15 protein-coding genes are annotated in these 13760 nt (G+C 61.4%); 5 read left to right on the top strand and 10 right to left on the bottom strand.

Features of this window, described 5'->3' with window-relative positions:
- Window positions 1-12: 12 nt before the first annotated feature.
- From V6617_RS07155 to V6617_RS07135, 5 genes are all read right to left on the bottom strand, one after another.
- Window positions 13-597 (bottom strand): NADPH-dependent FMN reductase, encoded by a 585-nt coding sequence (locus tag V6617_RS07155; protein ID WP_338610021.1) that lies wholly within the window; start codon window positions 595-597, stop codon window positions 13-15.
- 245 nt (window positions 598-842) lie between these two features.
- The gene (locus tag V6617_RS07150) at window positions 843-1586 is read right to left on the bottom strand and encodes a pyridoxine 5'-phosphate synthase (RefSeq protein ID WP_338610019.1); all 744 of its coding nucleotides are present in this window, start codon (window positions 1584-1586) and stop codon (window positions 843-845) included.
- Between the two features lie 124 nt (window positions 1587-1710).
- Entirely contained in the window at window positions 1711-2265 is a 555-nt protein-coding gene (gene ilvN / locus V6617_RS07145) for an acetolactate synthase small subunit (protein ID WP_338610017.1), read from the bottom strand.
- A gap of 20 nt (window positions 2266-2285) precedes the next feature.
- The gene (locus V6617_RS07140; protein WP_338610015.1) at window positions 2286-4055 is read right to left on the bottom strand and encodes an acetolactate synthase 3 large subunit; all 1770 of its coding nucleotides are present in this window, start codon (window positions 4053-4055) and stop codon (window positions 2286-2288) included.
- Between the two features lie 297 nt (window positions 4056-4352).
- Window positions 4353-4622 carry a YMGG-like glycine zipper-containing protein gene (locus V6617_RS07135; RefSeq protein WP_338610013.1) on the bottom strand — a complete coding sequence of 90 codons (270 nt, stop codon included), beginning with the start codon at window positions 4620-4622 and terminating at the stop codon, window positions 4353-4355.
- Between the two features lie 318 nt (window positions 4623-4940).
- Between V6617_RS07135 and V6617_RS07130 the strand changes: the two genes are divergently transcribed.
- Window positions 4941-6344: an MATE family efflux transporter gene (locus V6617_RS07130; RefSeq protein ID WP_338610012.1), complete on the top strand. Its 1404-nt coding sequence runs from the start codon at window positions 4941-4943 to the stop codon at window positions 6342-6344.
- 228 nt (window positions 6345-6572) lie between these two features.
- On the opposite strand, the gene pncB is transcribed toward V6617_RS07130, so the two are convergent.
- From pncB to V6617_RS07115, 3 genes are read right to left on the bottom strand one after another with little or no spacing between them, the layout of a single operon-like run.
- Complete coding sequence (gene pncB, locus V6617_RS07125; protein WP_338610011.1) at window positions 6573-7886, bottom strand: nicotinate phosphoribosyltransferase; 1314 nt, start codon at window positions 7884-7886, stop codon at window positions 6573-6575.
- The gene (pncA, locus tag V6617_RS07120) at window positions 7883-8482 is read right to left on the bottom strand and encodes a bifunctional nicotinamidase/pyrazinamidase (protein WP_338610010.1); all 600 of its coding nucleotides are present in this window, start codon (window positions 8480-8482) and stop codon (window positions 7883-7885) included. Before pncA ends, pncB begins: the two co-directional genes overlap by 4 nt.
- A 54-nt stretch (window positions 8483-8536) precedes the next feature.
- Complete coding sequence (locus tag V6617_RS07115) at window positions 8537-9106, bottom strand: DJ-1/PfpI family protein (protein ID WP_338610009.1); 570 nt, start codon at window positions 9104-9106, stop codon at window positions 8537-8539.
- A 116-nt stretch (window positions 9107-9222) separates the two neighbouring features.
- On the opposite strand from V6617_RS07115, the gene V6617_RS07110 reads away from it, so the two are divergent.
- Complete coding sequence (locus V6617_RS07110) at window positions 9223-9699, top strand: YbaK/EbsC family protein (RefSeq protein ID WP_338610008.1); 477 nt, start codon at window positions 9223-9225, stop codon at window positions 9697-9699.
- Window positions 9700-9716: 17 nt separating this feature from the next.
- Entirely contained in the window at window positions 9717-10667 is a 951-nt protein-coding gene (locus V6617_RS07105) for a calcium/sodium antiporter (protein WP_338610006.1), read from the top strand.
- Here V6617_RS07105 and miaA read toward each other — a convergent pair.
- Window positions 10664-11560 carry a tRNA (adenosine(37)-N6)-dimethylallyltransferase MiaA gene (gene miaA / locus V6617_RS07100; RefSeq protein ID WP_338610004.1) on the bottom strand — a complete coding sequence of 299 codons (897 nt, stop codon included), beginning with the start codon at window positions 11558-11560 and terminating at the stop codon, window positions 10664-10666. The two genes, V6617_RS07105 and miaA, sit on opposite strands and share 4 nt — an antisense overlap.
- Before the next feature lie 10 nt (window positions 11561-11570).
- Between miaA and serB the strand changes: the two genes are divergently transcribed.
- Together serB and V6617_RS07090 are read left to right on the top strand one after the other, a co-directional pair.
- The gene (gene serB, locus V6617_RS07095) at window positions 11571-12446 is read left to right on the top strand and encodes a phosphoserine phosphatase SerB (protein WP_338610003.1); all 876 of its coding nucleotides are present in this window, start codon (window positions 11571-11573) and stop codon (window positions 12444-12446) included.
- 25 nt (window positions 12447-12471) lie between these two features.
- The gene (locus tag V6617_RS07090) at window positions 12472-13029 is read left to right on the top strand and encodes a GNAT family N-acetyltransferase (protein WP_338610001.1); all 558 of its coding nucleotides are present in this window, start codon (window positions 12472-12474) and stop codon (window positions 13027-13029) included.
- A gap of 230 nt (window positions 13030-13259) precedes the next feature.
- On the opposite strand, the gene V6617_RS07085 is transcribed toward V6617_RS07090, so the two are convergent.
- Window positions 13260-13445 (bottom strand): DUF2065 domain-containing protein, encoded by a 186-nt coding sequence (locus V6617_RS07085; protein ID WP_338609999.1) that lies wholly within the window; start codon window positions 13443-13445, stop codon window positions 13260-13262.
- Window positions 13446-13760 lie beyond the last annotated feature (315 nt).

Genomic DNA, 13760 nt, shown 5'->3' with positions numbered 1-13760 from the left:
CTATGGCGCAGCTTATGCTTCGCGAGCAGCCTTGGTGGTGTTGGTCCACCAGACGAGGTTGTCGAACAGATCCTTGAGGCTCGGTCCGACTGCCGGCTCGATGGCTTCCATCGGCTCGTTCTTGCCGCCACCCCAGACGGTGAAGAATTCCGAACCGCCGATATGGACGCCGTGACGGATAGGCACCATCTGAAGTTCGATATTGATCAGGCGGAGCTGCTCGATGGCGCGGGCGCCGCCGACCGAACCGTAGCCGACATAAGCGGCAGGCTTTTTGTTCCATTCGACATAGGCCTGATCGAGCGCGTTCTTGAGCGCTGCGGTGATCGAGCGGTTGTATTCGGCCACCAGGAAGATGTAGCCGTCAAATTCGGCGACCTTCTTCTGCCAGGCAATGGCCTTGGGGTCCTGGCTGGGCGCCCACATGTTGGAGGCCACTTCGTCAAAGAACGGCAGGTCGAAATCGCGCAGATCGACGAGTTCGACGTCGAATTCAGAGCGCTCCTGCGCCTTGGCCAAAAGCCACTGAGCCGGCTTGTCGGCAAAACGGCTTTCGCGGGTCGAGGAAATGATGATTGCGATTTTTGGCTTGGACATGATGTTTCCCTACGCCTGGTTACGAACAGTAAGTAGGGCTGCATATGTGACTTTAGGCCTGTCACTCAAGTAGGCACACCACTGTAAGCTAGGCAGAAAACATTGCCTATGGCGAGGCGTGGAAAACCTAAGCAATTGAATTTAATCAATAAATTATCAGAACGCCCCAGTTCTCCGCCATCGTTCGGCGATGCCGAACAAACAAACAACGGGTTCGAAACGACACAAAGGCTGACTTTCTTGCTCTAGCGGCCCAATGCCCCAAGATATTTGCGCACGGCTTCCTCAAACCCGAAGATGAGCGCGTCGGCGGTGATTCCATGGCCGATGGAAACTTCGTCCACAAATGGAACGGTGCTCTGGAACGCAGGCAGATTGGCCAGCGTCAGATCGTGCCCGGCGTTGATTCCGAGCCCCAACGCGTGGGCCGCGTGCGCCGTTTCCGCCAGATCGGCCAGCATCGAGACCGCGGCCTCATTGTTGTCGTAACACGCGCCATACGGCCCCGTATAAAGTTCGACCCTATCGGCCCCCGCCGCTTTCGCCGCTTCCAGCGCCGCCGCGCTGGCATCGGGATCGCAAAACAGCGCCACCCGCCGCCCCGGCGCGGCCAGCTCGGCCACCACGTCGGTCAACAGCCCCTTGTGAGCGATAAAGTCCCAACCATGGTCCGACGTCGCCTGCTCGGGCGCATCGGGCACCAGCGTCACCTGATGGGGATTGGCCGCCGCGACGAGTTCGAGAAACGCCGGCGTCGGATACCCTTCGATGTTGAACTCGGCATGGGGATATTCGGTGCGCAACAGATTGACCAGATCGAACACGTCGGAGCGCCTGATGTGGCGTTCGTCGGGGCGCGGATGGACGGTCACGCCCACCGCCCCCGCATCGAGCACGATGCGCGCCATCCCGGTCACACTCGGCCAGGGCAGATCCCGGCGATTGCGCAATTGCGCCACTGCATTGAGATTGACGGAAAGCTTGGTCATGGCGGCAGTCTGAAAAACAAGGACCGTACGAAATGTACGGCCCCCCTCTATCGCGAAATGGGGTTCGCGCAAACCTCAACTTTCGGAGCGCGGCCAGGACCCGAAGGGCCACCAAGCTCCGGACTTACATGCCGTCGGGCCCACGCGTGATCGCCACCAGCCCGGTACGCACCACTTCCACCAGCCCCAGCGGCGTCATCAGCGTGATGAACTGGTCGATCTTGCTCGGTTTGCCGGTGATCTCGAACACAAAGCTTTCGGTCGAGGCATCGACGACCTGCGCCCGAAACGCATCGGCCAACCGCAGGGTTTCCACCCGGTTCTCCCCCTTGCCCGCAACCTTGAGCAGCGCCAGTTCGCGTTCGAGCGACCCGCCTTCCGCCGTCAGGTCGTGCACCTTGTGCACCGGCACCAGCCGCTCGAGCTGCAGTTTGATCTGGGCCAACACCTTTGGCGTGGCAACGGTCACGATGGTGATGCGCGAGCGATGCCTGTCGTGTTCGGTCTCACTGACCGTCAGCGAGTCGATATTGTATCCACGCGCCGAAAACAGCCCCACCACCCGGGCGAGAACGCCCGGCTCGTTGTCCACCAGAACCGTCAGCGTATGACGCTCGGTGGCTTGTGTTTCGGTGGTCAGGAAATAGGCCGAGCCCGTCGGTTTCAGATGTGCGTTCATGATCGTTTCCTTTCGCGCCCTTAGACCAGGGCCCGCCCCTTCTCATCGATGATCGAGCCGATATTGGCCGTATCGGACAAAATGATCTCGTTGTGCGCCTTGCCAGACGGAATCATCGGCAGGCAGTTCTCGTCCTTTTCAACAAGCACGTCGAACAGCACCGGCCCGTCGTAATCGAGCATTTCGGCAATCGCCGCGTCGAGGTCGGCCGGGGTGTCGCAACGCACACCCTTGGCGCCATAGGCCTCGGCGAGCTTGACGAAATCGGGCAGCGATTCCGAATAGGAATGGGCATATCGCGATCCGTGCAACAAATCCTGCCACTGGCGGACCATCCCCATGCGCTCATTGTTGAGAATGAAGATCTTGACCGGCAGCCGGTACTGAACCGCTGTCGAAATCTCCTGCATGGTCATCTGAACGCTTGCCTCCCCGGCAATATCGATCACCAGCGCATCCGGATGCGCCACCTGGACGCCGACGGCGGCCGGCAAGCCATACCCCATCGTTCCGAGCCCGCCCGACGTCATCCAGCGGTTGGGTTTGTCGAAATGAAAGTGCTGGGCCGCCCACATCTGGTGCTGGCCGACCTCGGTCGTAATGAACACGTCCTTGTCCTGCGCCCTGGTCGCCGCATAGAGCCGCTCGATGGCGTATTGCGGCTTGATGGTGGTTTGAGAATTCTCATAGCCAAGCGAATTGACCGCCCGCCACTTCTCGATCTGGGCCCACCACGGCGCAATGGCCTCGCTGCGCGGCTGATTGGTCCTGGACCGATAGATGCGGATCATCTCGGCGAGCACCCGGGCGCAATCGCCGATGATCGGGACATCGACGTTGATCACCTTGTTGATCGAAGACGGGTCGATATCGACGTGAATCTTGCGGCTGCCGGGCGAGAACGCGTCGATCCGTCCGGTGATACGGTCATCGAACCGCGCCCCGATATTGATCATCACGTCGCATTCATGCATCGCGAGATTGGCTTCATAGGTGCCGTGCATGCCCAGCATGCCCAGCCACTGTGCGTTCGATGCCGGGAAAGCACCCAGCCCCATCAGGGTGGACGTCACCGGAAAGCCGGTCAGTTCGGCCAGTTCGCGCAAAAGCTCGGACGCTTCAGGTCCCGCATTGATAACCCCGCCCCCGGTATAAAAGACCGGCCGCTCGGCGCGCAGCATAAGATCGACAGCCGCCTCGATGGCATCCAGATCGCCATCCATCTGCGGCCGGTAGCTCTGGTGGCGCAGCTTTTCAACGTCCGGCGTGTAGTAGTCGCCCAGCGCAAACTGGATATCCTTGGGGATATCGATCACCACCGGACCGGGCCGGCCCGTCGTCGCGATCAGGAAAGCCTCGTGCAGGATACGCGGCAGATCCTCGACCCGTTTGACGAGATAATTGTGCTTGGTGCAGCTGCGGGTGATCCCGACAGTATCGCATTCCTGGAACCCGTCGGTGCCGATCAGATTGGTGGGCACCTGCGCGGTGATGCAGACCAGCGGGATCGAATCCATCAGCGCATCGGTCAACCCGGTCACCGCATTGGTCGCCCCCGGCCCCGACGTGACAAGGACCACGCCGCATTTCCCGGTCGATCGGGCATAGCCTTCGGCCATGTGGGTCGCGCCCTGCTCGTGCCGGACGAGAATGTGCTCGATCTTGTCCTGCTGGAACATGGCGTCGTAGATCGGCAGGGCCGCGCCGCCGGGATAGCCGAAAACATGTTCCACCCCGTTGTCGGTCAGCGCCCGTATAACCATTTCCGCGCCGGTCATCTGTTCGGCCATCTCAGCCACTCCCTGCTCTAAATTTCATCCCGCCGCAGCCGGATCTGGATAATAAAAAAGGCCCCGTGAGGGACCTGTGTTCGGCGCACCGCAATTCGCACGAGGGTTATGCCCTCATGTTGCGATGCGCCTGCCTACTACAAGAATAAGTGCCGTCTGCACGTCATTTCTCCAAAATTTCGGCGTTATAGGTACTGCCGGGTACGGCGCCGGTCAAGCCAAAAAGCAGATGCCCGGAATCAAAAAAGGCCCGTGCAGGGAAAGCACGAGCCCTTTTGAGATGCTTTACGCGCCCGATCAGCTGGCCGGGCAAGCGTCCTTGTAGAGCGTTCCGTCCGAAGCGCGATAGTAGCACTGGTTCGGTTCGCCAGCGACCTGGCCAACCAGCGCACCGGCGACACCGCCGACCACGCCGCCGACAACGGCACCCTGCACGCTACCGGTGGTCACGCCACCAATGACAGCACCGGCACCAGCGCCGATGGCAGCTGTTTCCTGGGTGCGGGTACAGGCCGAAACGGCCATAAGAGAAGTAAGGGCAACGCCGATAATAAATGCTTTTTTCATTTCCAAGCCTCCTGCGACTTTAACTCTAGAGTTCCCTCGCCCCTTAATGCGGTTAGCCGCTATTGGTTCCGCGAGCGGGGCCCTTGGCCATACAATTTTCAACATGAAGCGAAACTGAACGCCGTCGACAATTTCTTAACTTTCTCCATTTTGTGAATTTTTTCAAGTGCTTTGGCGCATCATGCCTTGGCATTGCCCATGCACGATCCGGCCCATGCGCGATAGCAAAGGGCGCTGACAAGCCCCCGATTCGCGTGTATCGGGTTCTGTTCACCCAACGCCATCCAGCGCTGGGCGTGGCTTGGGAAGGCCAGAACGATGAATACGACCGACACGACGCCGACCGCGCCCGGCTGGGCCGCGGAGCTGCGCGCCACATTTGTGCTCGCCTGGCCGCTTGTCGTTGCCCAGGTGGCCCAGAACGCGCTGTTTACCACCGACGTCATCATGATGGGCTGGCTCGGCCCCCAATATCTGGCCGCCGGCACCCTGGCCACATCCTTTTTCACGCCGTTCCTTTTGCTTGGCGGCGGCATCGTTTCCGCCGTCGCCCCGCTTGCCGCTCAGGCATTGGGTGCGCGCCAGATCAAGAATGTCCGCCGCACCGCACGCCAGGGATTCTGGGCCGGCATCCTTGTCGCGGCGCTTTTGTTCCCGCTCATCTGGCAGATCGAGCATATCCTGCTCGCCACCGGTCAGGAGCCCGAACTGGCCGGCATGGCAGCCCAATACATGCACATTGCTGTTCTGGTCCTGTTTCCCGGGCTCGGGCTTTTCGCCATTCGCTCATTTCTCTCGGCGCTCGGCTCGACCCAGATCATCCTTTACGTGACAATCGCCGGGGTCGTGGTGAACGCGGCCATCAACTACGCCCTGATTTTCGGCAATTTCGGCTTCCCCCGGCTCGAACTGCAGGGCGCGGCGGTCGCGACCGTTCTGACCAACTTGCTCATGTTCGGCCTGTTGCTCGCCTATACGCTCACCCACCGCAAATACCGCCGCTTCCACATCCTCGTGCGGTTCTGGAAGCCCGATTGGCTGCGGTTCAGGGAAATCTTCAGGATCGGCACCCCGATCGGACTGACCCTGATGGCCGAAGTGGGCATGTTCGCGGTCGCCGCCATTTTCATGGGCTGGCACGGCACCGACGCGCTGGCCGCCCACGCCGTGGCCCTTCAATGCGCCTCGTTCGCCTTCATGGTGCCGCTGGGGCTCTCCATGGCCGCCACGGTCCGCGTCGGTCGCGCCTTTGGGGCCGGCAGCGACCGGGGCATTGCCCAGGCCGGCTGGGTCGCAATGATCATCGGTACGGGTTTCATGGTCATCACCTGCGTGCTGTTTCTCACAATGCCGCAGATCTTCACCCGTCTGTTCCTCGACCCCACCGACCCCGGCAACCTCGCTGCGCTCGCCATGGCCACGACCTTCCTTGCCGTTGCGGGCCTGTTTCAGATCGTCGACGGCGCGCAGGTCGTGGCGGTCCATGTCCTGCGCGGCCTCAACGACACCAAAATTCCCATGTTCATCGCCCTGTTCGGTTATTGGTGCGTAGGCATGCCCGTCGCATGGTTTCTGGGATCGCCCGACCGCCTCGCCGGTATCGGCATCTGGCTCGGCCTCGCCGCCGGCCTGGCCTTCTGCGCCGTCGTCCTCACCGCCCGCTTCGCCATGCGCGACAGGCTGGGCCTCATCGACCGGCGCCGGATGGTGGCAGCGGCTTAGAACGCTTCCAGGATAAGTGACACCACTTGTCCGGTTCGGAAGCGCGACAAGACAAGGACTTAGAGCAATTAAACCGATTTGAAGAAGCGCTGAAATGCTCTAATCGCGCCGATTTCCGTCAGGGTGAGGCGAAAATGGTGATGGGCGAGAACCGGAGCGGAGCGTACATCTGGTACGTGAGCACCGGAAGCGCAGCCCATCGCCATTTGCAGCCCACCATGGCGGAAATCAGACAACCACCGCCTGCTCCGCCATCTCCGCATCGCCGAACACCCGCAGATACCGCTCAATCTCTTTGGGGTCGCCCACCGCCTTGGCCGGATTGTCCGAGAGTTTGACCGCCGGCCGCCCATTGGCGCTCGATACCTTGATGACCAGCGAGATCGGCTTGAGTTGCGGGGTGTGCATGGGCGCCGTCCCGGCAAAATCATTGGTGAGGTTCGTCCCCCAGCCGAAACTCATCCGCACCTTGCCGTCGAAATGCCTGTAGGCCGCATCGATGGTTTCAATATCCAGCCCATCGGAAAAAATCAGCAGTTTCTCTTTCGGATCGCGCCCATGCGCCTTCCACCATGCGATGATCTTTTCGCCGCCCTCGATGGCCGGCGCGCTGTCGGGCCGGAACCCCGTCCAGTCGGCCACCCAGTCCGGTGCGTTTTCAAGGAACGATGCCGTCCCGAACGCATCGGGCAGAACGATCAGCAGATTGCCGCCATAATAGCTCTGCCAGTCCTTGAGCACTTTGTAGGGCGCCTGCTTGAGCGCCTCGTCTCCCTCGGCCAATGCGGCGGCCACCATCGGCAGTTCATGGGCATTCGTGCCCAGCGCTTCGAGATCGGTGTCCATGGCCAAAAGCACGTTCGACGTGCCCGTCAGCGCATCCCCGAGCCCTTCCTTGAGCGCCTCCACGCACCAGCGCTGCCACAGAAACGAATGCCGCCGCCGTGTCCCGAAATCGGAAATTTTCAGATCGGGCAGCTTTTTCAGCCGCTCGACCTTCTCCCAGGTCTTGGCCTTGGCGCGTGCGTAAAGCACGTCGAGCGCGAACCGCCCCATGCCCCGCATGGCGCGCCGCGAGCGCAATTCATTGATGATGGCCAGCGCCGGAATTTCCCACATGGCCGTTTCGACCCATTTGCCGGGAAAATGCAATTCGAACTGCCCGTCGCGCTCGCTGAGCTCGTAATCGGGCAACTGGAAATTCTCCAGCCAGGCCAGAAACTGCGGCGAAAATATCTGCTTGGTTCCGTAAAAGCTGTTGCCCGCCAGCCAGATCATTTCCTTTTTGGTAAACCGCAGGCTGCGCGCATGGTCGAGCTGTTCGCGCAGCTCGTCGATATCGACCTCATCGGCCAGCCGCACACTCGTCGTACGGTTGGTCAGCGAGAACGTCGCCTCAACGTCCCGATACAGCCCCCAGATCATCTGCAGCATCAAGAGCTTGTAGAAATCGGTATCGAGCAGCGAACGGATGATCGGGTCGAGCTTGAACGTATGGTTGAAAACGCGCCGCGCAATGTCGGTCTTGGACGACGAGCTCAAATCAAATCCACCCCTGCTGCCTTCATCTTCCCGATCATCGTCTCCATCGAGCCCATCAGATCGATCCCCCGGCACGCCTCCAGCAACACCCGCGCCGAAAACCCCTGCCCCACAGCATCGAGTGCCGAATAGGCAACGCAGAAATCGGTGGCCAGCCCAACGAACGTAAGCTCACTCAGCCCCCGTTCGCGCAGATACCCCGTCAGCCCGGTCGGCGTTACGTGATCGTTCTCGAAAAACGCCGAATAGGAATCGATTTCCGTCCGGAACCCCTTTCGGATGATCAGCTCGGCCGGCATCAGGTTGAGCTCTGGGTGAAAATCGGCCCCATGGCTGCCCTGCACACAGTGATCGGGCCACAGCGTTTGGCTGCCATACGCCATCTCGATATTCTCGAACGGGGCCTTTCCGGGATGCTGGGAAGCAAAGCTCGAATGGTCCGCCGTGTGCCAGTCCTGGGTCAGGATGACGTGGTCGAACTGCCCCATAAGCTGGTTGATGACCGGCACGACCTGATCACCCTCGTCCACCGCAAGCGCTCCTCCTGGGCAGAAATCGTTCTGCACATCGATGACGATCAACGCTTTTGTGGCCATATGCGCCTCCCCAAATCAAAGGTCCGCGCACTACTGCAAGCCAGACGCGTCGCGTCAACTCCCCACGCGTGCGTGTTCCTGTGACAGCATGGCCATGATGACACCGGCCGCCTCTGCCTCGAGCCCCGCCGCCGTCAAAACCTCCGCTGCAAAGCTGGCCGGAGCGGGCGCTGGCGCCGTGATGATCCTCCCGTCCCGCACCGCCTGGGGCTGATCGCGATAGTGCACCGCTCCCCGATAGGATTTGACCGTCTGCAGATAGTCCCGCCCGTTGGAGGTATGCGCCACATCATCGAGCATGCCCGCCCGCGCCAGCGCCAGCGTCGCGCCGCAAATTCCCGCGACCACGCACCCGTTCTCGTGAGCTTGTTTCAATCGTGCTTCGATCTCGGGCGGCGCATCACTCTCAAACGCGGGACCACCGCAAACCACGACCACGCCATCCGTCGGTGCGGAAAACCGCTCAAGCGCTTCTGTCTTGAGCCCGGAAACCGCCGTCACCGGCCCTCCGTCCGCAGAGACAAATCCAATCTCGGCGCCGTAATAGGCTCGCCCGGTTCCGGCGAGCACCCCGATTTCCCAATCGGAATACCCCTCGGTCAGCACAATGGTGATCGCAAGCATATCGTTCTCCTGGTTCAACGATCCTGTCGGTGCTCTCGCCTAACCGGTTGGGGTGACAAACCCTGTCAGCACGTTCCCACTTGACGACCGATAATCGATCGGGCTCCTCTCGCTTCATGACTGAACTGCGCCAATCCGAACTCCGCGTCGCCGCCGACCTCACCCGCCACGACCTGCCCGGCACCGTCGTCGTGCTCGATCAACTCGCGACCACCGCGGCAATGGCTGCCGAGGCGCTCGGCGTCGAGGTGGGCCGCATCGTCAAATCGCTGATCTTTGTCGGCGAGGAGACCGGCGAGCCGATCATGGTGCTGGTCTCGGGCGCCAATCGCGTTCACGAAAGGCGCACCGGCCGCCAGATCGGCCAGAAGCTGGGCCGCGCCGATGCCGATCTGGTGCGCGAAGCCACCGGTTTTGCCATCGGCGGCGTTTCGCCGCTGGGACAGCTCAAATCCATTCCGATTTATATGGACACCGATCTCTTCGCGTTCCAAACCGTCTGGGCCGCAGCCGGAAACGCGCGCTCGGTATTTGAAATCGCACCGGACGATCTCGCCCGCGTCACCGGCGCACCCCGCATCACCGTCACCTGACTCCCCGGAGCCCCTAAATGGTCTATCTCCTGCTTATCGTCGGCCTCATTCTGCTCGTGGCAGGCGGCGAAGGCTTCGTGCGCGGCTCGGTGGCCATCGCAGAGAAACTTGGCATGTCCTCGCTGCTGATCGGGTTGACACTGGTCGGCTTCGGCACCTCGTTGCCCGAACTGGTCACCTCTGTCCAGGCCGCCCTCGATGGCGCCCCCGGCATTGCCGTGGGCAATGTGGTCGGCTCCAACATCGCAAATATCCTGCTCATCCTCGGCATCACCGCGCTGATCTTTCCCATCGCCGTCGATAAGGCCATCCTGCGCCGCGATGGATCCGTCCTTGTCGTCGCTTCCCTCGCCGCCCTCGCCATCGTCATGATCGGCACTTTGGGCCGGATCGCGGGCGTAGTTCTCATCGCCATGCTGCTCGCCTATGTGCTGTTTTCCTATTTTGCCGACCGCAAGGCCCAGGCCGGCCAAACCGTCGTCGCCGAAATCGAAGCCACGGGCGGCCATCAGCCGGTCTGGCTGTCGATCGTGTTTGTTATCGGCGGGCTGGCACTGACCGTGTTCGGCGCGCGCCTTCTGGTGTCGAGCGCCGTCGAGATCGCCACGGCCCTTGGCGTATCCGAAACCATCATCGGCCTGACCGTCGTCGCCATCGGCACCTCACTGCCCGAACTGGTCACCTCGATCATCGCCGCGCTCCGCCGTCACACCGACCTGGCGCTGGGCAACATCATCGGCTCGAACATTTTCAATGTGCTGTTCATTCTCGGCGTCACCGCCCTGATCCAGCCCATTCCCGTCCCGCCCGAAATCATCGGTTTCGACATCTGGGTCATGCTCGGCGCTACGGCGCTCCTGCTCGGCTTCTCCTACACCCAACGCGAAATTGTCCGCTGGGAAGGCGGCGTGCTCTTGGCGCTCTATGCAGGCTATATCGGCTGGCTCGCACTCGGAGCTATTGGCTAACCGGCAAACGGATCGACAAAAGTCCAGTCCCTGAACCTGTTGCGGAACCATGTCGATTGCCGCTTGGCATATTGCCGTGTGGCAATCACCGCTTTTTCCACCGCCTCGTCACGGTCCATCTTGCCCGCCAGCATGGCCGTGATTTCTCCCACGCCAATCGCTTTCATCGCCGGCAATGACGGATCGAGGTCGCGCGCCAACAGCGCCTCGACCTCCTCGACAGCCCCTGCCTCCATCATCGCCGCGAACCGCTCCCCGATCCGCCGCCGCAGCAATCCCCGCTCGGGCATTAATACAATCCGCTCCAGCGCATAATCATCGAGCAGCCCGGGCCCGTTGGCATCCTGAAAGGCGCTCAGCGTCTTGCCCGTCGCCATCTGCACCGAAAGCGCCCGCACCACCCGTTGCGGGTCGGCGACCTTGAGCCGTCTTGCCGTTGCCGGGTCCCTCTCGACCAAAAGCGCCATCCGCCCCGCCTCATCGCGCTCTTGAATCAGTTTCTCAGCCTCGGCCACAAATTCAGGATCGATGGCCGGAACCTGCGCGAATCCGCTTACGAGCGCATCGAAGTAAAGCCCTGTCCCGCCAACAAAAATCAGCTCCTGATTCTCTTTGTCAGCCTCTTGAATCTGTTTGTGAGCATCGGCCAGCCAGGCGCCCGTCGAATAGCGCACCGATGGATCCACATGTCCGAACATTTCATGGTGCGCCCGCGCCAGCTCGTCCGGGTTGGGCCGCGCCGTCAGGCGGTCGAGCACGCCATAAACCTGCATGGAATCGGCGTTGACGATCCGCGCCCCGCTCTGGCGCGCTCGCGCGATGGCCAGCGCCGTCTTGCCGCTGGCGGTCGGACCAGCTATCAAAACCGCGCGCTTTGCTCCATCCCTTGCCATGGTCGTGTCTATGTCAGTTCTCGTTCTGATCGCCAATCCCAATGAACCGGCCCTGTCCAACACACTGGTGGAAACGGTCCAGAGTGAAACCCATGGCGAAATCAATTGGCTCGCGCAAGGCATAGCCTGCGAGATCATCGCGCCCAAGGCCGCCGATCCGGTTTTGACAGCCCGCGATATCATCGGCTCCCAGCCCATCGACGCGGCACTCGTTGCGCTGGCCAACCGACGCAAGCAACTGCTCGTCGCCGACATGGATTCCACGATGATCGAGCAGGAATGCATCGATGAGTTGGCAGATGCTTTGGGCCTCAAACCTCAGGTCGCCGAAATCACCGAACGCGCCATGCGCGGCGAACTTGACTTCGAAGCCGCCCTCGATACCCGCGTCGCGCTTTTGAAGGGGCTGGAGCGCCGACTGGTGGAAGACGTCCGCCGCGAGCGCATAACGCTCGCTCCCGGCGGCCGCGCCCTCATCCAGACCATGAACGCCTACGGCGCCTACACGGCCCTGGTGTCCGGCGGTTTCACCCTTTTCGCCGATTACTTCGCCAAGCGCATCGGTTTTGACGAGGCCATCGCCAACGTCCTCGAATTTGATGCCGACGACCGCCTCACCGGCACTGTCGAAAAACCCATCGTCGACAAGTCCACCAAACGCAACCGCCTCATGGCACTGGCAGCGGAAAAAGGCCTCGCTATCGCCCAGACCATGGCGGTGGGCGATGGCGCCAACGATCTCGACATGCTCCAGGCCGCCGGCCTCGGGGTCGCCATCCACGCAAAACCGATCGTTGCCGAACAGGCCGCCGTCAGGATCGATCATTCCGATCTCACAGCCCTGCTCTATCTGCAGGGGTATTCGGACGACGACATTGTAAGATAAAGCATCGCAAATGGGAGTTCGATGCGTGGAACAGGAACCGCGGACAGTGCTGGAAACCGAACGCCTGATCCTGCGCCCCTGGCAGGACGCCGACCGCGCGCCCTTCGCGGCCATCGTTGGCGATCCCCATGTCATGCGCTTTTATACAGGCACGCGCGACCGGGCCGCGGCTGACGCCTGGATCGACAAGATGATCGCCGGCCTCGATGCCGGAACCTCGGCCTTCCTCGCCGCCGAACGCAAGGCCGATGGTGAGTTGATCGGGCTGATCGGCACCGCCCGGATCGACATGGATCTGCGCGGCAACCCGCCCGAAGAAATCGGATGGGTGCTGGGCAACCGATATTGGGGACAGGGCTACGCCCCCGAAGGCGCGCGCGCCCACATCCTTTCGGCCTGGCAGCGTGGCCTGCCCGAACTCGTCGCCTTCACGGCGGCCATCAACCAGCCGTCTCAGCGCGTCATGGAAAAAATCGGCATGACCCGCGATACCGAGGGCGACTTCCTTCACCCCCGCATCGCCGAGAACCACCCCTTGCGCCCGCACGTTCTCTATCGCATCGCCAATCCGGCCCGCTCCTGATCGATCTCTTGGTTGCTGGACGATTTCGACGTCGAAACCCTGCCCATCGAGCACGTCGATGGACGAAACCAATGGTCGCCCTCAAGCGCGTTGCTGAACGGGCCCGGAGCGTGTCCAGCAAAACCATGTCCTCGACGCGATCGGGGATGGAAACGGTTTTGCAGTTCGCAACACGCGACAAAGCAAGGACTTAGAGCCAAGGATTTTGTTCAATCAAATCCCGGACGGCTCTAAAATCGCACGACCGTGAGCACGATCAGGCCTGCCGCTGCCATTCCAAGCGCTGCCATGCGCAATTGCTGGCTCGGCAGCGCGATCATCTGGGCGACCATCCTTTTCATCTGCTCGGGAAATGCAGCGTAAAGCAGCCCCTCGATAACAAAGGCCAGCCCCAGAGCGGCAAGAAGATCGGTCACTTGAATTCTCCTCAAAAAAAGAGGCGCACCTGAGGTGCGCCTCCATTAGCAATTGCAGCCGCGCTCTTATTGAGCGGGAGCGGGCTCGGCGTCCTCTGCAGCGGGCGCAGGTTCGGCCGGAGCCGTTTCTTCCGGAAGCCCTTCACTGCCCAGGTTCTCGGTCTCGAGCAGTTGCTCGAGATCCTGAACATCCTGCTCGATGCTTCCGGCGCCTTCGCCCGAAACCAGCGAATCCGTTGCCAGCAGATCGTCGATCTCGGTGGAATCGATGGGCTCTTCGCTCGGTCCTTGAACCCCGATATCGATCGGCGTCGC

Origin of the sequence: Pelagibacterium nitratireducens (assembly GCF_037044555.1) — a bacterium.
GTDB classification, from domain to species: domain Bacteria; phylum Pseudomonadota; class Alphaproteobacteria; order Rhizobiales; family Devosiaceae; genus Pelagibacterium; species Pelagibacterium nitratireducens.
This window is presented reverse-complemented; position numbering and strand designations above follow the sequence as displayed.